Origin of the sequence: Bradyrhizobium sp. 604_D8_N2_3 (assembly GCF_051810765.1) — a bacterium.
GTDB classification, from domain to species: domain Bacteria; phylum Pseudomonadota; class Alphaproteobacteria; order Rhizobiales; family Xanthobacteraceae; genus Bradyrhizobium; species Bradyrhizobium barranii.
The window spans coordinates 5,613,178-5,631,667 of the sequence record NZ_JBPWPM010000001.1; the positions used below are offsets into that span (position 1 = coordinate 5,613,178).

Annotated in this window: 20 protein-coding genes; 11 read left to right on the forward strand and 9 right to left on the reverse strand. The window is 64.2% G+C overall.

Annotation, left to right across the window (positions count from 1 at the left end; all coding sequences use genetic code 11):
* The first annotated feature begins 239 nt into the window (after positions 1-239).
* Positions 240-1,295 carry a serine hydrolase gene (locus AB7245_RS26770; RefSeq protein ID WP_354115486.1) on the forward strand — a complete coding sequence of 352 codons (1,056 nt, stop codon included), beginning with the start codon at positions 240-242 and terminating at the stop codon, positions 1,293-1,295.
* Between the two features lie 67 nt (positions 1,296-1,362).
* On the opposite strand, the gene AB7245_RS26775 is transcribed toward AB7245_RS26770, so the two are convergent.
* Entirely contained in the window at positions 1,363-2,190 is an 828-nt protein-coding gene (locus AB7245_RS26775; RefSeq protein WP_063982659.1) for an outer membrane protein, read from the reverse strand.
* Positions 2,191-2,469: 279 nt separating this feature from the next.
* Positions 2,470-3,174: an SDR family oxidoreductase gene (locus tag AB7245_RS26780; protein ID WP_014494589.1), complete on the reverse strand. Its 705-nt coding sequence runs from the start codon at positions 3,172-3,174 to the stop codon at positions 2,470-2,472.
* A 100-nt stretch (positions 3,175-3,274) separates the two neighbouring features.
* Here AB7245_RS26780 and AB7245_RS26785 point away from each other — a divergent pair, with 100 nt between their 5' ends.
* On the forward strand, positions 3,275-4,117 hold the full coding sequence (locus AB7245_RS26785) for a GNAT family N-acetyltransferase (protein ID WP_085405503.1): 843 nt from the start codon (positions 3,275-3,277) through the stop codon (positions 4,115-4,117).
* 18 nt (positions 4,118-4,135) lie between these two features.
* Here AB7245_RS26785 and AB7245_RS26790 read toward each other — a convergent pair whose 3' ends face one another.
* On the reverse strand, positions 4,136-4,579 hold the full coding sequence (locus AB7245_RS26790; protein WP_085405502.1) for a hypothetical protein: 444 nt from the start codon (positions 4,577-4,579) through the stop codon (positions 4,136-4,138).
* 518 nt (positions 4,580-5,097) lie between these two features.
* On the opposite strand from AB7245_RS26790, the gene AB7245_RS26795 reads away from it, so the two are divergent.
* Positions 5,098-6,951 carry an alkaline phosphatase family protein gene (locus AB7245_RS26795; protein ID WP_085405501.1) on the forward strand — a complete coding sequence of 618 codons (1,854 nt, stop codon included), beginning with the start codon at positions 5,098-5,100 and terminating at the stop codon, positions 6,949-6,951.
* Between the two features lie 87 nt (positions 6,952-7,038).
* Here AB7245_RS26795 and AB7245_RS26800 read toward each other — a convergent pair whose 3' ends face one another.
* Complete coding sequence (locus tag AB7245_RS26800; protein WP_028154483.1) at positions 7,039-7,611, reverse strand: hypothetical protein; 573 nt, start codon at positions 7,609-7,611, stop codon at positions 7,039-7,041.
* 381 nt (positions 7,612-7,992) lie between these two features.
* Here AB7245_RS26800 and AB7245_RS26805 point away from each other — a divergent pair, with 381 nt between their 5' ends.
* Positions 7,993-8,652, forward strand: a complete 660-nt coding sequence (locus tag AB7245_RS26805; protein WP_085405500.1) for a peroxiredoxin — start codon at positions 7,993-7,995, stop codon at positions 8,650-8,652.
* A gap of 153 nt (positions 8,653-8,805) precedes the next feature.
* On the opposite strand, the gene AB7245_RS26810 is transcribed toward AB7245_RS26805, so the two are convergent.
* The gene (locus AB7245_RS26810; protein WP_085405499.1) at positions 8,806-10,536 is read right to left on the reverse strand and encodes a methyl-accepting chemotaxis protein; all 1,731 of its coding nucleotides are present in this window, start codon (positions 10,534-10,536) and stop codon (positions 8,806-8,808) included.
* An 85-nt stretch (positions 10,537-10,621) separates the two neighbouring features.
* Between AB7245_RS26810 and AB7245_RS26815 the strand changes: the two genes are divergently transcribed.
* The gene (locus AB7245_RS26815) at positions 10,622-12,097 is read left to right on the forward strand and encodes a cryptochrome/photolyase family protein (protein WP_439035074.1); all 1,476 of its coding nucleotides are present in this window, start codon (positions 10,622-10,624) and stop codon (positions 12,095-12,097) included.
* Between the two features lie 66 nt (positions 12,098-12,163).
* The gene (locus AB7245_RS26820; RefSeq protein ID WP_085405497.1) at positions 12,164-12,484 is read left to right on the forward strand and encodes a histone; all 321 of its coding nucleotides are present in this window, start codon (positions 12,164-12,166) and stop codon (positions 12,482-12,484) included.
* Between the two features lie 56 nt (positions 12,485-12,540).
* On the opposite strand, the gene AB7245_RS26825 is transcribed toward AB7245_RS26820, so the two are convergent.
* From AB7245_RS26825 to AB7245_RS26835, 3 genes are all read right to left on the reverse strand, one after another.
* Positions 12,541-13,287 carry a hypothetical protein gene (locus AB7245_RS26825; RefSeq protein ID WP_085405496.1) on the reverse strand — a complete coding sequence of 249 codons (747 nt, stop codon included), beginning with the start codon at positions 13,285-13,287 and terminating at the stop codon, positions 12,541-12,543.
* 97 nt (positions 13,288-13,384) lie between these two features.
* The gene (locus AB7245_RS26830; RefSeq protein WP_085405495.1) at positions 13,385-14,257 is read right to left on the reverse strand and encodes a DMT family transporter; all 873 of its coding nucleotides are present in this window, start codon (positions 14,255-14,257) and stop codon (positions 13,385-13,387) included.
* A gap of 99 nt (positions 14,258-14,356) precedes the next feature.
* The gene (locus tag AB7245_RS26835; RefSeq protein WP_085405494.1) at positions 14,357-14,800 is read right to left on the reverse strand and encodes a hypothetical protein; all 444 of its coding nucleotides are present in this window, start codon (positions 14,798-14,800) and stop codon (positions 14,357-14,359) included.
* A 291-nt stretch (positions 14,801-15,091) separates the two neighbouring features.
* On the opposite strand from AB7245_RS26835, the gene AB7245_RS26840 reads away from it, so the two are divergent.
* Positions 15,092-15,355, forward strand: a complete 264-nt coding sequence (locus AB7245_RS26840; protein ID WP_063982649.1) for a hypothetical protein — start codon at positions 15,092-15,094, stop codon at positions 15,353-15,355.
* A gap of 30 nt (positions 15,356-15,385) precedes the next feature.
* On the opposite strand, the gene AB7245_RS26845 is transcribed toward AB7245_RS26840, so the two are convergent.
* The gene (locus AB7245_RS26845; protein WP_071912919.1) at positions 15,386-15,847 is read right to left on the reverse strand and encodes a host attachment protein; all 462 of its coding nucleotides are present in this window, start codon (positions 15,845-15,847) and stop codon (positions 15,386-15,388) included.
* A 311-nt stretch (positions 15,848-16,158) separates the two neighbouring features.
* On the opposite strand from AB7245_RS26845, the gene AB7245_RS26850 reads away from it, so the two are divergent.
* From AB7245_RS26850 to AB7245_RS26865, 4 genes are all read left to right on the forward strand, one after another.
* Positions 16,159-16,437, forward strand: a complete 279-nt coding sequence (locus AB7245_RS26850; protein ID WP_071912916.1) for a hypothetical protein — start codon at positions 16,159-16,161, stop codon at positions 16,435-16,437.
* A 141-nt stretch (positions 16,438-16,578) separates the two neighbouring features.
* Positions 16,579-16,812: a hypothetical protein gene (locus AB7245_RS26855; protein WP_085405493.1), complete on the forward strand. Its 234-nt coding sequence runs from the start codon at positions 16,579-16,581 to the stop codon at positions 16,810-16,812.
* Between the two features lie 146 nt (positions 16,813-16,958).
* A complete protein-coding gene (locus tag AB7245_RS26860; RefSeq protein ID WP_085405492.1) occupies positions 16,959-17,924 on the forward strand; it encodes an AraC family transcriptional regulator in 966 nt (321 codons plus the stop codon).
* 187 nt (positions 17,925-18,111) lie between these two features.
* Positions 18,112-18,264, forward strand: coding sequence for a hypothetical protein (locus AB7245_RS26865; protein ID WP_014494567.1), 153 nt, complete (start codon positions 18,112-18,114; stop codon positions 18,262-18,264).
* The last annotated feature ends 226 nt before the right edge of the window (positions 18,265-18,490 follow it).

The window sequence follows — 18,490 nt, forward strand, 5'->3', positions numbered from 1 at the left end:
GTTAGCTCACAAGCTAAGTATTTTTCCGCAAGCCCCCGCCGGCGGAACCCACAACGCGCAATCGTGAATTGGGGCACCCGGCCCTCGCCGTTAGAAGAGAGAGGGGGCGCATCGCATCAAGCGTCAGAGCCGTGCTGTCTGTTGTCACCTCGTCACACCTCACCCGGCGGGCCCTCGCGCGGGCCGCGTTGGTTCCCCTCGTGTTGGCCTGGCCGCGCCGCGCATCCGCGGATTCCGACATGATCGCGCAGATGCGCGACATCGTCGCCAACGAGCTGGCGCCGACCATGACGCCGGACCAGCCGGGCGGCCTCGCCGCCGCGCTCTATGCCGGCCGCCATGTCGAGTTCTTCAACTACGGCTTCGCCGACGACGCCACGCGACGACCGGTCACGCCGGACACGCTGTTCAACCTTGGTTCGCTGCGCAAACCGTTCGAGGCGACGCTGGTGGCCCTGGGCTCGCTCCGGAGTGAATTGCGGCTCGACGACCGCCTGCCGAAATATCTGCCCGAGCTCACCGGAGACTATGTCCGCCGCGTCACCGTCGGCCAGCTCGCCACGCACACATCGGGCATGCTGCTGTCGACCGACCATCCACCCTGGCCGAACGACTCGTTCTCGCGGGCGCAGTTCATCGACATGTTCAATGCCTGGGAGCCGCAGGCCGGCGAAGCGCCCGGCAAGCAGCGCATCTACAGCCATGCCTGTTACGTGCTGCTTCAGCTCGTGCTCGAGGGCTGCTACGGCGCTCCGATCGCAACCCTGTTCGAAGAGCGCATCCTTGGGCCGATCGGCATGAATGCGACCTCTCTGCCGGAGCGCGGCGAGGACAACCGCGCCGTCATGGACGCGGCGTGGATGCAGCGCGTCGTGCAAGGCTATTCGGATCAGGGCATGGCGATCGGCCCACCCGGGAATCAGCAGAGCTATTTCGACTTTCCCGGCGCCGGCCAGATGTTTTCGTCACCGCGGGATCTCGCGACCTTCGTCGCGGCCTGCGTCGACGGCCGCTCGGTCGATCCGCATTTGCGCGAGGCGCTGCGGATGACGCAGCGCGAGACCTTCCGCGTCGACGACAAATTCGGACAAGGCATGGCCTGGGAGACGGTCCACCTCCCCGACGCCACCATCGTCGATAAGCCCGGCGGCCTCAACAATGCCTCCGGCTATCTCGGCCTCGTCCCTATCAGGCAGATCGGCTTCGTCCTGCTCGCCAATCGCGGCGAATACCCGCACGAGATCGTTCGCTACAAGATCCTGCCCGCGCTGGCGAAGCTCGTCGCCTCGCACTGAACCGTCCCTCGCAACAGAAAGCCCCGGCAGAGCCGGGGCTTTCTGCGCCAGATCAGGAACGGGATGCTCAGTACCTGGCGACGACCGGTCCGCCGAACTTGTAGTTCACGCCGACGCGCACGATGTTCGACTTGAGATCGACCGAGTGGGTATAAACGTTGCTCGGATATTGCGTTACGCCGCCGACCAGATTGGTACTGGTCGCGCTGGCGCGGCCGAGATCGACGTAGAGATATTCGGCCTTGAGCGACCAGCCGCCGCCGAAGGCATATTCGGTGCCGACGCCCGCGGTCCAGCCGAGGCGCGTGTCGCGGATCGCGGCCGACTCGGTCGCGGCTGAGAACGTGTCGGTGAAATTGAAATTGCCCTTCACCTCGGAGATCGCCGCGCCGCCCGTCGCGTACAGCAGCCAGGTCGGAGCCGCGAGGAAGCCGATGCGACCGCGGATGGTGGCGAGCCAATCGGCCGAGACCTGCGACGACACGGTAAAGCCTGTCGGCGCGCAGCAGGGATAGAGCGCAGAGCCCGTCGCGCTGCCCTTGAAACCGAAATAGTTGATGTCGCCTTCGAGGCCGAGCACGGCGTGGTTCACCTGCCAATTATAGCCCGCGGTGAAGCCGCCGGTCACGCTGGAGCTATTGACGCCTTGGGCGCCGACCGTGTTGATGGCGGGGACGCTGCTGGCGGCGAAATAGCCGGCCGGCGTCCAGATGGTCGAGGTGTTCAGATCGGCGTTGCCCCACTGCCCGCCGACATTGCCGCCGACGTAAAAGCCGGTCCAGTTGTAGGCCGGCGCCATCACCGGCGCCTTGGTGTATTGCGCCGCGAGGTCGGCCGCATGCGCGGATGCGGTGCCGAGCACAATTGAAGCGACCGCCAGCAAAAACTTGTTCATTCCGAGTCTCCATGCCCCACGCGATCGACGCTCGCGTTTCAATTGCGCACCGGTGGGAGCCATCCGGCGCAGATTGGGGATAGGGAGTGGATCGCTCGCCGTCTCGGTCTGCGGCGCAGTTCGTATGGACTGTGACGTAGTCAGTGACTTATCGCGCAAGACGAGCGAGGAGTGTGACCCGAACGCCACGCGTCGCCCCGCCGCAGCGGCGCACCACGCAAGCCGCACGTCGCGTTACGACAAGTGCACAAGAATGGCGGAGCGAAGCAGCGCCCCAACTCACACCGAGCGCGTCAGTCCGCCGTCGACGCGGATATTCTGGCCGGTGATGTAGGCGGCACCCTCGGACGCCAGGAACGACACCGTCGCCGCGACCTCCTCGACCTTGCCGTAGCGCTTCATCGGCACGCTGTCGCGGCGCGCGTCCAGCTGCGGCAGGCTGTCGATCCAGCCCGGCAGCACGTTGTTCATGCGGATGTTGTCGGCGGCATGGGTGTCGGTGAAGATCTTCGTGAAGGCGGCAAGGCCTGCGCGGAACACCGCAGAGGTCGGAAACATCGCGCTCGGCTCGAATGCCCAGGCGGTCGAGATGTTGATGATGGCGCCGCTCTTCTGTGCCTGCATCACCGGCGTCACCAGCCGGGTCGGCCGGATCACGTTGAGGAGATAGGTGTCGAGGCCGGTGTGCCACTGCTCGTCGGTGATCTCCGTGATCGCCGCGCGCGGCCCGTGGCCGGCGCTGTTGACGAGCACGTCGATGCGTCCCCATTTGGCCATCGCCCCGTCGACGAGCCGCTTCAGATCATCGTTCGACTTGTTGGAGCCGGTGACGCCGAGGCCACCGAGCTCGACTGCCAGCGCCTCGCCCTTGCCGGAGGACGACAGGATCGCGACGCGAAAGCCGTCGGCCGCGAGCCGCCGCGCAGCCCCTGCCCCCATGCCGCTGCCGCCAGCCGTGACAAGTGCGACCTTCTCTGCTGCCATGACCGATCATCCCTGTGTTGAGGCGAGCCCCGGGCCCGGCCTATCATGAGGCCTTCTACCGCCGGACCTGCCGGCAGGTCCACCGCCGAAGGCATCCGTCATGAGCGATCTGCAGATCCGCAATTTGCGCCCCGAGGAGATCGCCATCGCCGTCGACTGGGCCGCGGCCGAGGGCTGGAATCCGGGCCTCGGCGACGCCGCCTGTTTCGCGATCCCGGACGCGAAGGGCTTCTTCGTCGGCGAGATCGACGGCCAGCCGGTCGCAACAATCTCCTGCGTCAATTACGATGATCGCTTCGCCTTCCTCGGCTTCTACATCGTGCGCTCAGGCTTTCGCGGCGCCGGCCACGGACTGCGCATCTGGAACGCGGCGATCGCACATGCAGGCGCCCGCGTGATCGGGCTCGATGGCGTCGTCGCGCAGCAGGACAATTACAAGAAGTCCGGCTTCCAGCTTGCCTACGCCAATATCCGGTATGGCGGCATCGTCGCCGCGCCGCCGAATCCACCCGCCGAAATCGTCGCGCTCGACAATTTCCCGTTCGCGCTCGTTGAAGCCGACGACGCGACCGTCTTCCCGGCCGCGCGCAGCGCCTTCCTGCGCGCCTGGATCAACACATCAGGCCATCTCGGCGGCGCGCTGCTGCGCGACGGCAAGCTCGCGGCATGGGGGGTGATCCGGCCCTGCCGCACCGGCCACAAGATCGGCCCGCTCGTCGCCGACGACCGCGGAGCGGCGGAAGCGATCGTGCAGGCGCTGCTGGCGAGCGCAGGCGGCGGCGAAGTCTTCCTCGACGTCCCCGCGATCAATCGCGAGGCCATTGCGCTCGCGGAATCGCTCGGGCTCAAGCCGGTGTTCGAGACGGCACGGATGTACACAGGGCCGATCCCGCCGCTGCGGATCGACCGCATCTTCGGCGTGACCAGTTTTGAGCTGGGCTAGCTGGGCGGACGACGCCGCTCAGTAGCAGCGCATGATGTTGACCGTGTGCTCGGCGCCGCCGCGGCCGGGCACCGTCACTTGCTCCGTCGGGCAGCTCGGCACATAGGGCCGGTCGGACGGCACCACATTCGGCGGGAAGCGATGGGTCCAGTCCCAGGGAACGTCGTACGTATAGGTGTAACGCACGTCGGTGGAGGCCGGCTGCCCGGCATCGACGAAAGGCTGGTTATAGCCTGCGTTGTCGTAGAACCCGCCGCCGCCCGGCCAATAGACCCAAGGCGTGTTGCGGCCGCGGAACCGGGCGCCAGGACCGATCTGCGGACGCGCGATCGCGCCGGAAGGCGCGGCGGCCATCCCGTGCGCGGCGGTGGCGCCGGGCCTGGCAAAACCGTCATTGGCAGAAAGGAGCAGCGCGGCTGCGCTGAGCGAGGCGAAGAGCGCCCCATATGATCTGGACATCATGATACGCACCAACTCGTTTGGCTTCGGCGGCTCCCCACCGCACGCTAGGCCGGGCCGTCGCCCACCCGCAAACGTATAATTAATTGTTGGTTAAGGCACGAATTAACGGGGTACCTGGTGCGGCAAGTCGCCCGGGATTCTGTGCTGATTTCAGACACTTCGTTCCGGGGTAGTCCTCATGACCCGTTGATCGGAGTTGATCGCGCTCGTCGAATTGGCGGCGGCAATTTTGCTTGAAGTCGCCTCCTCCGTCATTGCGAACGCAGCGAAGCAATCCAGGGTTTTGCCACGGAGGAATTCTGGATTGCTTCGCGGCGCTCGCAATGACGGCGTTGAGGCAGTTGAGTGCAATAATTGTGATCTCGTGCCCGACAACGCCCCATCCGTGGGTGCCTGGTCACCTCCCCGTCACTTCTGCTTGCTCCTTGGGTCTTGTAACAAAACTGTCATGCAGCAAAACTAAACGATGGCCGGGGGCCGCGGTCGCGGCCATTGCCGCCTCACCGCAGGAGATTTTGATGCGCCGTTCACTGGTGTTGCTGTCCGCCGGACTGACAGTCTTGTCCACCGGACTTGCCTCCGCCCAGAACAACACACCCCGCAACCTGATCCTCTTCATCCCCGATGGTCTGCGCGCGCTGAAGGTGACGCCGGAGACCGCGCCGGCGATGGCCGAGGTCCGTGACAAGGGCGTCAACTTCAAGAACCCGCACTCCCTCTTCCCGACCTTCACCATGGCCAACGGCTCGGCGATGTCGACCGGCCACTATCTCGGCGACACCGGCGTGTTCTCCAACACGATCTGGACCAACTATACGTCCGTCCCCGCCGGCGACACCGTGGTCCCCTTCATCGAGAACGACGCCGTGCTCGGCGACATCGACGAGCATTTCAAGGGCGACTATCTCAACGAAGAGACGATTCTGAAGATGGCCCGCGACAAGGGCTTCAGCACCGCGGCGATCGGCAAGGTCGGTCCGACCTACCAGTTCGACCACACTGACAAGCCCGAAAAGGCCGGCCTGCATTCGGTCGTGTTCGACGACTCCACCGGCGGCAAGAACGGCGTGGCGCTGTCTGACGAGGTGAAGGACGCGCTGACCAAGGCCGGCCTGCCCCTCGCCACGCCGCCGCGCGGCGACAATTCCAAGGCGGGCGATGCCAAGACGCCCGGCACCGTTGTCGCCAACGTCGCGCAGCAGGCTTATTTCGCCGACGTCGCCGCCAAGGCCGTGCTGCCGATGTTCAAGGCGCGCAACAAGCCGTTCGTGCTGGTGTTCTGGTCGCGCGACCCTGACGGCACCCAGCACAACCAGGGCGACAGCCTCAACCAGATCAAGCCGGGCATCAACGGCCCGAGCACGATGGCGAGCATCAAGAACGCCGACAACAACCTCGCCCAGCTCCGCAAGGCGCTCGACGAGCTCGGGCTGGCCGCGAATACCAACATCATGATCCAGGCCGACCACGGCTTCTCGACCATCTCCAAGGAGAGCAAGACCAGCCCCTCGGCCAAGGTCAGCTATGACGACACGCCGAAGGACTTTTTGCCGATGGGCTTTTTGGCGATCGACCTAGCCAAGGCGCTCGACCTACCGCTGTTCGACCCCAACGACAAGAACGGCGCCGTCACCGGCAACGCCCATCCGAAGGCCGGCAACGGCGTGCTCGGCAAGGATCCGACCAAGCCTGACCTCGTCATCGCCACCAATGGCGGCTCGGACCTGATCTACCTGCCGAACAAGGACAAGAAGCTGGCGGTCAAGACCGTCAAGGCGCTGCTCGAGCAGGATTACGTCTCCGGCCTGTTCGTGGACGACTCGCTCGGCCGCATCCCCGGTACCCTGCCGCTGTCGAGCATCAATCTGCGCGGCAAGTCGGCGACGCCGACGCCGGCGATCGTCGTCAATTTCCGCTCCTATGCCAGCGATTGCGGTGAGGCGCCGACCAACTGCTCGGTGCAGGTCGCCGACACCGTGCTGCGCCAGGGCCAGGGCATGCATGGCAGCTTCAGCCGCGGCGACACCATGAACTTCATGGCCGCGATCGGTCCGGACTTCAAAGCCGGCTATGTCAGCCAGATCCCGGTCAGCAATGCCGACGTCGGCATGACGGCCGCCCAGCTCATGGGCCTGCGCGGCCCGCAGAACGGCGGCCTTGTCGGCCGCGTGATGTCGGAAGCCCTGCCCAACGGCATCGTGCCGAAGGCCTATACCGGCACGCTGAAGTCCAAGCCCGCCGAGGGCGGCCTGGTGACCGTGCTGAACTTCCAGCGCGTCGGCAGCCAGCGCTATTTCGACGCCGCCGGTTTCCCAGGCCGCACGCTCGGGCTCGAGCCGGACGCTGGCAAACAAAAAACGGCGGGGAAATAACCCCGCCGTTGTCTGTCGCGCCTCGCAAGGGGCGCGACAGTCTCGTCTAACTCTTACATTCCCAGATCTTTTACATGCCCAGATCTTTTACATGCCGATGTCGAACACGTTCGGCAATTGGCCCGCCAAAGGCAGCGCAGTGGCGCCCAGGAAGGTCGCCACCATCGCCATCAGGCGACGGTTGTTCTGGCGCTTGCCGCGCATCTGTCCGGCGATCCACTCCAGCATCTCGCTGTTGACCTTGGCGGCGTAGGACGGCGCCCAGCTCTCGATCTCGGACTCTGCCGACAGCGCGACGCTGCGCGGCGGCACCTTCAGGCCCGAGGCGCTCGCGGCGTAATGGGCAACGGCCTTGGCGAGCAGGTCGTCGAACCGGCCGCCATCGGTGCGCTCGGTTGCGGCTTCATTGATCTCGAACAGCGCCTCGGCTTCGGCGCGGCTGACCGGCTGGTCGTTGACGGCCGTGGCGGTCAGGATGCGCGCGCACCAGGCGGTGTCATCGGCATCGAGCGAGCGGGAAAAGTGGACCCGGCCCTTGGTGGTCGGGCCTTCGCCCGTGATCACGCCGTCGCGCACGACGGTCAATGCATGAGCCGCGGTATCGCGGCAGGACGGTTCGAGGGACGGCGACTCAACAGACTTATGCGCAGCGGCAGACATAGTTCACTTCCAGATTTCTTCTGATCGACCAGCATTTTCATGCGGGCGTAAAGGGGTGGTTAATGATTCGATATGGGGATCGCGACTTTTCTCAATGGTTGCCGATTAGTCGCTACGAGGACCATTTCGGTTCCGGAGGCGTCGGGGCGAGCGTGATGCGGGTCATAAAAGGCTTTATGGGGGCAATCGAGACCGTACGGCTCCGGTCGAGATGTTTCGTCGCAGGCGCGGCTGTAACAGAAAGGTGCTAGGAAATCGGCCCTTCAGAGAAGAAATTCACATTTTACTTGAAGCGGTTCACTTAGGGTCGCGGAGACCCTATACTGGCCACGACGGCCAAAGATCAATTACCAAGTAAATTCAATGAGATGAGGTAGAACCATGACACTCCCGATCGGCACCACCGCGCCCGACTTCGAAGCCGAGACCACCGAAGGGAAGATCAAGTTCCACGACTGGATCGGCAATAGCTGGGCTCTCCTGTTCTCCCACCCCAAGGACTTCACGCCGGTTTGTACGACCGAGCTCGGCGCGCTTGCCAAGCTGAAGCCGGAATTCGACAAGCGCGGCGTCAAGCTGATGGGCCTTTCGGTCGACCCGGTCGACCGCCATTCCAAATGGTCGGAGGACATCAAGGAGACCCAAGGCACCGCCCCCAACTACCCGATGATCGGCGACACCGACTTCAACGTCTCGAAACTCTACGAGATGCTGCCGGCCTCGACCTCGGGCGATCCCCTCACCCGCACGCCGGCCGACAACCAGACCGTCCGCAACGTCTTCATCATCGGGCCGGACAAGAAGATCAAGCTGGTGCTGGTCTATCCGATGACGACAGGCCGGAATTTTCAGGAGATCCTGCGCGTCATCGACTCGCTTCAGCTCACCGCCAAGCATCGCGTCGCCACGCCGGCCGACTGGACGCAGGGCGAGGACGTCATCATCGCCGGCTCGGTTTCCAACGACGAGGCGAAGACGATCTATCCGCAGGGCTGGAAGGAACCGAAGCCCTACATCCGCATCGTGCCGCAGCCGAAGTGACTTCTGGCGATCGCGGATAGCGACCGCAAAAAGTCATCCCAGCATCGAACTCTGGTGCGCAATTGCGCACCTGAGGATCTCGAGATTCCCTGGTGCGCCATTGCGCACCAGGGTTCGGTCCTGAGGATCGCCCCCGGAAATGACTGAGTTGGATTAGGCCGCGTGCACGCGGTCGAGGAAGCTGTCGACCTCGGCCTTCAGATGCAGGCTCTCGCCTGACAGCGCCTGGGCAGAGGCAAACATCCGGCTCGAGGTCTCTCCCGTCTCGCTCGCGCCCTTGGCGGCGTGACGGACATTGACCGCGACATCGGCAGTGCCGGAGGCCGCAGCGCGAACGTTGGCCGCGATGTTGTGGGTGGCGCTCCTCTGCTGCTCGACCGCGGCCGAGATCGAGCCCGCGATGCCGCTGATGCGCTCGATGGTCTGGCCGATCGCCTTGATGGCGGTGACCGATTCCTCCGTTGCAAGCTGCATGCTGGCGATCTGGTTCGAGATCTCATCCGTCGCCTTGGCGGTCTGGCCGGCGAGCGTCTTGACCTCTTGGGCCACCACCGCGAAGCCGCGACCGGCGTCCCCGGCACGCGCGGCCTCGATGGTGGCGTTCAGCGCCAGAAGGTTGGTCTGCTCGGCGATCGAGGTGATCAGCTTGACGACGTCGCCGATGCGCGCCCCCGCCTCCGAGAGCTGCGCCATGCGCTGATCGGTGGCTTCGGCCTGCCGTACCGCCTCGGCGGAGATCTCGTTCGATTCCTGCACCCGGCGGGTGATCTCGGAGATCGACTGAGACAGTTCGTCGGAGGCCGAGGCCGCCGTGCGCACGTGCTCGGAGGCGTTCTCGGATGCGCCGGCCGACTGCGCCGACAGGTCGGCGGTGGAGCGTGCGGTGTCGGTGAGTTGCCGCGCCACCCGCTCGAACTCACCGGAGGAGCTCAGCACCTTGTCGAGGATGCCGCCGACGCTGCCGCGGAACTGCTCGACGAAATTGCGCAGCTCCGCCTTGCGCTGCTCAGCCGCGGCAGCCGTGGCCGCGGCCTGCTCGCTGCGCAGGCGCGCCCGCTCCAGCGAGTTGCTCTTGAACACCGCGACTGTGCGGGCGATCTCGCCGATCTCGTCGGCGCGATCCTCGCAATCGATCTCGACGTCGCTTTTGCCTTCGGCGAGCGCCGTCAGCGAGCGCGTGACCGAGGTGAGCGGCTTGGTGATACGGCGGACGACCAGCAAGGTGAGGACCAGGACTAGGAGCGCGGCAACGCCGGCCGCAATCGCCATGCTCTCGATGGCCTGGGTCAGCATGCTCTCGAACTGCGCCATGGGGATGCCGACATAGAGAATGCCCACGACCTTGCCGGTGGCATCCGCGACCGGGAAATAGGCGGTCATGAAGGTTTTTCCGAACAGTGTGGCCGGGCCCTTGTACGCCTCGCCGCGTCGCAGGGCGGCCTGCCCGGGATGATCGGCGGCAAGCTGGGTCCCGACAGCGCGGTCGCCGTTCTCCTTCTTCACGTTGGTCGAGCGGCGGACGAACTGCCCGCTCGCATCATCGAACACGAACAGGGTCGCGTTGCCGCCGACATAGGACACCGCGCGATCGACGATGGCGTGATCCCTGAACTCCGGCATTTTGGGAATCTCGGCGCGCGCCACCCCGCCATCCCGCATCGTGATCTTCGCGTCGGGAACGACCTCGGCAAAAGCCAGGGCCAGCGTGCGCAAATTGACCTCGATGTCGCGCAGCGCACGATCGTTGAAGGCGGAGGTCAGCGACCAGTAGCCGGCGCCGACCACGAGCGCCGTGTTCACGGCGATCAGCAGCACGGCGCACAGGACGGCCTTGGTACCCAGCTTGAATTGCGGCAAGAACTTTGCCGTCGCACGGTTGGACATGAATGGAACTACCCCCGGAATTCCTGCATATTCATGCAATCGGCTTACGACCGAATTAACGACGGTTCACACCGCCGCACGCGGCATGCTTGCCAAATTGCAAACGAGGCCTGCCCTGACCACGCCAAGCGCGCCGCCTGTCATCGTCTGGTTCCGCGATGACCTCCGCCTGTCCGACCATCCCGCCCTCCATGCTGCCGCGAAGACAGGCGCGCCGGTGATCTGCCTCTATGTGATGGATGAGGTGGCCGGACGGGCGCCGGGCGGTGCGACGCGCTGGTGGCTGGCGCAGTCGCTGCGGGCGCTCGGCGCCGAGATCGCCACGCGCGGCGGATCGCTGATCCTGCGCAAGGGGCCGGCGGCCAAGGTGATCCCCGAAGTGGCGCGCGAGAGCGGAGCAGGAGCGGTCTACTGGAACGGGGTCGCGCAGGCGCCACATCAGGCCGTCGAGAAACAGCTTGAAGCGGCGCTGGCAAAGCTCGGCGTGGACTCGCAGAGCTTCCCTGGCGACCTGCTGGTGCCACCCTCGGCGATCCGCAACAAGGAGGGCCGCGGCCTTCGCGTCTTCACGCCGTTCTGGCGACGGGTGCTGTCGCTGGGCGATCCGCCCAAACCTCTGCCCGCACCGCGGGAGCTACGCCCTGCGCCGCAGCTCACCAGCGACGCGCTGGAGAGCTGGACGCTCGAGCCGACAAAGCCCGACTGGGCTGGCGGCCTGCGCCAGACCTGGACGCCGGGTGAAGCCTCGGCCCGCGTGCGCCTGCGCGACTTCCTCAAGCACACCGCGCGCGTCTATGTCGGCGATCGCGACCGCCCGGATCGCGAGGGGACTTCAAGCCTGTCGCCTCATTTGAGGTTCGGCGAGCTCAGCCCGCGGCAGATCTGGCACGCCGCGCGCTTTGCAGCAGCGGAGAATCCCGCGATCGGGCCCGGCGTCGAAAAGTTCCTGAGCGAGCTCGGCTGGCGCGAATTCTGCCGCCACCTCCTCCACGATCACCCGAGCCTTGCCACCGAAAACCTGCAAACGAATTTCGATGGCTTTCCCTGGAACGGAGACAAGAAAGCGCTCGCCGCCTGGCAGCGCGGACGCACCGGCTATCCCATCGTCGATGCCGGCCTGCGCGAGCTCTGGCACACCGGCGTGATGCACAACCGGGTGCGGATGGTGGTGGCGTCCTTCCTGGTCAAGCATCTCCTGATCGACTGGCGCGACGGCGAGAGCTGGTTCTGGGACACGCTGGTCGATGCGGATGCCGGCAGCAATCCCGCCAACTGGCAATGGGTCGCCGGCTGCGGCGCCGACGCCGCGCCCTATTTCCGCGTGTTCAATCCAACTCTCCAGGGCGAGAAGTTCGATCCTGATGGAGTCTATGTCCGGCGCTGGGTGCCCGAGCTGAAAGACGTGCCGGCCAAGCTGATCCACCAGCCCTGGCAGGCATCACCGATCGAGCTTGCGAGCGCGGGCGTCACGCTCGGCAAGACCTATCCGCAGCCGATCGTCGATCACGCGAAGGGGCGCGAGCGCGCGCTCGCCGCCTACGCAAAGATCCGCAAAGGTTGAGCGCTGCTTTGACACGATTTTGAAACCCGCTATCGTCATCGCTCCATACAAACCGTGGGGGACGATATGGACGACGAGAAGCCGATCACCGAACAGGCGATGGACACGATCACCACCGCCGTGGAAGCGACCAGCGAAGCCGCAGTCACCGCCGTCAAGAAGGTCAGGAAAGCCGCCAAGAAGGTCGCGAAGAAAGTAGCGCCGAAGAAGGCTTCCAAGAAGAAAGCCAAGAAGGCGACCAAGAAGGCATCCAAGAAATCTGCGAAGAAAGCTTCGAAGAAGGCTGCAAAGAAGTCGTCGAAGAAAGCGGCCAAGAAGGCTGCAAAGAAGGCCACCAGGAAGTCCGCGAAGAAGGCAGCCAAGTCGAAAAAGAAGGCCAAGCGCTGATCGCAGCGCTCGAGCAGGTCTCCGGGTACGGGCGCGCCCGGAGACTTCTCCCGCCCCTAGCCTCGCCGTTTGGCTGCGCGCCGGCCCGGGTGATGCTCGCCTTGCGGATCGCGGAATTCGCTGCGATGGCCGCGCCGGTCCTCCTTGGCGAAGCGCCTCCGCTTCTCGGATGAGCCGAACTGCTTGATCACCTTCCGGCCATTGACCTTCTTGATGACATAGCCGCCTTCCGTCATCGAGAACGGCGCCTTGAGCGACCCCATATGGTCGAACTTGGTGCCGCGGGGATGCTCGAACGGTTCGAACCAGGACGGATAGACGAAGTTCGACATCGGAAAGCCGTTGACGAGAAAAGACTCCTCTTCCACGGCGTCGCAGACCTCGTAGGCATATTGGGTGTGCCGGGTCTTGTCGGCCCACAGATTGGCCATGGGATCGAGCACCATCTCGAACAGTTCGTGCGAGGCCGCCAGGCTGACCGGATCGTCCTCGCTGAGTGCCTTCAGAAAGATCTTTGAGATCGGCTGGCCGCGGTGCGTCAGCTCGTGCCGCCCGAGGAAGTTCTTGTGGGTGGCGTCGTCAAAATAGAGCAGCTGCCAGTCCGTCGGCTTCGGGTTGCGGGTGACGTCGAGATCGATGGGATAGCCCCAGACAGGCAGGAAATGCTCGTCGTAGCATTTCTGGAGCGCCGCCGTGAGCCTCCCCATCATCCGCTCGCTCATCATCTCCTCGGCGTAGTTGATGCAGGCAATCCGGACCGGCCTCAAGGACCTGCCGAGCAGTGCACGCCGTGCTTTTTTCATGGAAATCACCTTGCCAAAGGGAAGCTGAAATCAGTCCAGCCTAGCACGAGCGCGCGCCGCACGTCAGGGATGTATTCCGACGTACTGGCCTGCCTGCCTAGAAACGCCGATTGACGACGAACACCGCCGCCGCGCACATCGCCATGCCGGCAATCGCCAGCGCATCGAGCTTCTCCCCGAACAGCAGATAGGCCATCAGCGCCGTGACGGCGGGCACCAGGTAGAACAGGCTCGCAACCGAGGTCGCGGCAGCGTGGCGGATCAGCCAGTACAACAGCCCGATCGATCCGATCGAGAGCGCCACGGCAAGCCAGGCAAGTGCGAGCACGAACTCCCGCGTCCAGTGCACCACGCGGTCCTCGAACAGGAAGGCGCCGACCGTGAAGAAGACGGTGACGGCGATATATTGCACGAGATTGCCGGCGCGCCAGTCGATGTGGTTGCAGTAGCGGCGCTGATAGAGCGTGCCGAGCGTGATGCTGATCAACGACACCACCGAGGCGAGCCAGCCGAGCCCCGCCTCGCCGGTCATCGGACGGCCGTGCAGGATCAGCGCTACACCGCCGAGGCCAAGCACCAGCCCCGCCCATTGCACCGGCGTCACGCGTTCGCCGAGCCAGCGGTTGGCGATGGTCGAGGTCAGGATCGGCTGAAGGCCCGGAATCAGCGCCGAGAGCCCGGCCGGGATCGAATGCGCGATCGCAATGGCCGTGCCGCCGAGATAGAAGCCGTGGACGAGAATGCCGGCAACAGCGCTATGCGCGACGTCGACACGGTCCGGCCATTTCGGTCGCGCGATCGCCACGATGATCGCCATCAGGCCGACCACGATCGCCATGCGAATGGCGAGATAGGTCAAGGGATCGGCGTTGTTGATGATGTATTTGGTGCCGATGAATCCGGTGCTCCAGAGCACGACGAACAGGATCGGTGCGGCGCGGGCGGTCAGGGCTTCTTGATTATGGTTCATTGCCGCCCTCATTGCCCGACCGGGGCCTATGCGGCAATGCGAATTTCCAAAACGAGCGATGCTGCGCTGCGACGGACAGCGGGAGCGCAGCTCAGCCGCTCACCATTCTTCCGGACAGGGGTCGATGATCTTCCAGAGCTCGACACCGTTCTTGATCTTCTTCATGTCGGTGGTGAGCCCGCCATTGCGGCGGATCCAGTCCTTCACGGTGTTGGGGTAATAGGACATCAGGTCGGACGTCCCCTCCGCGCTGGTGACCTTGATGCCGAAGGTGAAGGCCTTGTCGTAATAGGCCTGATGGAAGCCGAGGCTGGCGCGCGGCGTCACGCAGATCTTGTTCATCGGCACCATGCCGAGCACCAGGGTGCAGGCCGAGTTGCAGATGCCGTCGATGATGACGCGCTCGCCCTTCTCGCGGACGCGCTTGTACTTGGCCTTGTACTCCTCGACGTAGCCGCCGTGGTCACGTGTGATGTGCAGCTCGGCGCGCGCCGGCGTGGCGGCGGCGGAGAGCAACAGCAGGCTCAAAAGCGTGATGCGCATGGTGCGTGACGGCGAAAGCCTTCAGGAATGAACCGGCCTCGAAGGACCCCCAAAGGGCCGGCGACAGGATTCTTAAGCGAATTCTCTTTGGCCATACTTGTGTGGGGAATTCGTTAAGCATCCCGAAAAGGCCAAAAATGGGCAGCCTTCGACCCTGCTCCGGGCAATTCTGTCACACCCACCCGGGAATCGGCGGGATTGGCCCCGATTTCCGGGCCCCGGACGGGTGTCCCGGCGGCCCGAAATGGCTATAAACACCTGACCTATTCGCGCGGGTTCCGGAGAATCGAGATGAGCACGTTGAAGCTTGTAGCCGCGGTTGCTGCCCTGTCGGCCGCAATCCTCGCCCCCAGCCTTGCGGAGGCGCGGGGACACCACCGGTACCACCGCCACTACACCAACCCGCTGCCCTACCCGATCAGCTATCTGCACAATTACGGGCCCGGCGTTACCCCCGGCACCTTCGCCTTCTACGACGGCCCGTCGAACAACCGCTGCTACCAGAGCTCGGCCACCTATATCGGCCAGGACGGCCGCCGGCACCCCTGCTTCTGAGGCGCGCTGGCGCGTCCTCTGCGGGTGCCGCTATTTGGCGGCGCCCGACAGCAGCAATTGCTTCTCGATCTCGTAGACCGGCAGCTTGACGAGGTCCTTGCCGACCTCGCCCTGAAGCGCCTTGCGCACCACGACCGAATAATCGGCGCGGATCATCCCGAGCGCGCGTGGTGAGGCCACCATGGTCAGGGCCGAGGTCTCGCCCGCGCTGACGGCGGCATCGAGCCGGCCGGCCAGGTTCCGCAGGAAGGCACGCTCGGCCTCATCGTGCCAATCGGTCTGCTCGACCGAGCTGCGCGCGCCGCCGACGGCGGCATTCAGCCGGCCCGGCGCATCGGTCCCTTGCGCACTCGTCGAAGGATTGGGCTGCTCGTGCACCTCCCGGGTGTGGAGGTTCGGAAACATCTCGTCGCCGAGGTTTTCCAGAATGAGCGCCTTGCGCCCGTCGCACACGATCAGCCAGTCACCCTTGTCTATTCTCATCTTGTCCATTGCACAGCTCCAGGCAATCTCGCGAGCCTGCTCTTCGAATTCCTCGAAGCGCTGGCTACGGCAAGACTAGGGATGAAGTCGTGCCGGCGAATTGCGCAGGATCAAAGATGAACGCAATGTCCTGCCAGGCAGCGCCAGTGCAAGCGCAGCATTGGTCACGCGCGCGAACCTGGGATAATCTTGCGGAGCGAAAGGTCAGGTCTGCGGCGAGCTTTGCTGAAGATTTGTTCATCAGCATTACATTTCGGTTCCGCCACAATTTGATCAGAACAACTTCGATATCCTGTTTTGCGTAAGCAGAGGAAGACATCATGAATCTCAAGACTGGCCTCGTCGCCGCATCCCTGTTCGGTGCCATCATGGCATCGCCGGCGGCGTCCGCCATGCCCATCGCGCCCGCACCTGCGACGCCGCAGGTCTCCGACGTCGAGCAGGTCCGCATGGTCTGCGACGCCTGGGGACGCTGTTTCTGGCGCCCGAACTATGATGGGTATTACGGCCCGCGGCCGTATTACGGGCCCCGATATTATGGGTATGGGCCACGCGCCTATGGGCCTCGCTATTACGGACCACGCTATCGCCGCTGGTGATCTCCAAAGGGGCCCTCTCGGGCCCCTTCGCTTTTGCGAGATCGCGCCTTGCGTCCATTCGCGTGCGCGCGGCTTGCGTGGAGCGATTCCAAAACTGATCTAGATCAAAGATGAAATTCGATGTGCCGTCATTCTGCGTCGATGGCGGATTTCATTGTTTTCCGATGCCCCCAGACGGGCATGAATGTGCAGACGCATCTCGAGAGGCAGCCAAGGCCTGACGAGCGGAGCCTTGACGAGCGGAGGCTTGAGGGGCGGAGGCTCGAGGGGCGGCGGCTCGAGGGGCGGAGCTTCGAGTCCTTCGCCTGTCCCGCCTGCACGCGTCTCCATTTCATCGACCTCGCCTCAGGCCAACCGATGAACCGGGACCGTTGACGGTGACATCGACCCGCCGCGCCGCGTGGCATGATGTCCGCAATACTACGGCCTGGAATCCGGTTTACTGAATCATCCTGTTTCGCCATTGATTGCGATGTATTGATTTTCATTTAATTGTCACATTGCAGCATCCGGCCAGAAGCATGTTCTTCGACGCTCTCGCCCCCTCCTCCGCCCTCCAGTTGATCCGGTTTGCCGATGTCGACGCGTTTCGACCGGCCGAGTCGATGGAAGACGCCCGCAGCATTCCGCTCGACGTCGCCAACTTCGCTGCGGCGCGTGCGATCGTGAACCTGCCGGGGTGCCGGATCATCGTGGCGAGGTCGTTTGCGCGGATTCTCGATACCGCCTATCGCGCACCGGGCGGCATGGTGATCCTGCCGATGACCGACGATCTGCGGGCCAGCTCGAGCGGGATCGAGCTCGACTCGCGCGTTTTCATCGCCTTGCGCGGCAATCATCATTGTCATTTCGTCGAGCATCAGACCAATTACCACGCGCTGATCATGTTCTCCCCCGGGCTCAGAGATCGCGGCTGGTTCGATCGCGCCGATGCATTGTGGGTTCGCATCGCGGACCCCGTGGCGCATCTCTACGCGCGTCAGCTTGTTCTCGACATCCTGCGGACCGCGTCCGTAGAGCCGCACATGTTCGAAACCACCGAGGTCGCCGCGCATCTCCAGGAGGGCCTCCTGCTCGCCTTCGACGATTTGTTTCAAATCGACCCGTCGTCTGATCGCACCGCCCCGAATGCCGGCGCGCGATCGGCCAGGCTCGTGCAGCAGATCGACGATTACGTCTCGGCCTATCCGACCGCTCCGATCTATACGGCCAATCTCGCCGGTGAGTTGGGCGTTTCGGTCCGAACGCTCGGCGGCGCGGTGAGCAAGGTGCGCGGCATGAGCCTGCATCAATACATCCGCCTGAAGCGGCTGTGGGCCACACGCTCGCGGCTGCTCAAGGGCGGCGGCGCGACGGTCGCCACATGCGCACGCGCCCAGGGATTTCATCACCTCGGCGAGTTTGCCGCGGCCTACCGCGCGACCTTCCACGAGGCGCCCTCCGACACGCTGGCACGGGCCCGCCACACCTGCCGTTCCGCAAGCTGACATCACAGGCGCGACGCCGATGGCTTGCCTTGACCACGCGTCGGGGTGCTATGGAACAGGTTCCCTCGAACGAGGTTGTCAGGTCCGAGCAGTGCGCCGCCAGCCAGCCCCGGGGGCGCGCTGAGAAACCCCGCGCGCCTACGCGCGGGGTTTTTCTCGCCGTCAATCAAGTGGTTCAGGGAAGAGAATGTCTATCAACCGCAACGTCCTGTTTCTGATCATCGGCGCTCTGGTCGTCACGGCAGCCGTGCTCGGCTACAACCTCTACCAGGCGAAGAAACAGCCCGACGGCCTGCAGATCAATGTCGGCCCCAATGGGCTGAAGATCCAGGGCAAGTAAGGGGACCCGCGGATTGAGCCGGCCGAGCCTCGAGGCTCCGGCCTGACAAGTGGCGCGCTCGGAAGGATTCGAACCTCCGACCCTCGGAATCGAAATCCTAAATTTATATAGCAATATCAATAACTTAATTGCAAACTGAACCCCTTTCGGGGTATTGATTTTGCTCAACTATTCGGCAGCCTGCAAACCAACAACTATAGATTGCAAATATATGACTTTGCATTAA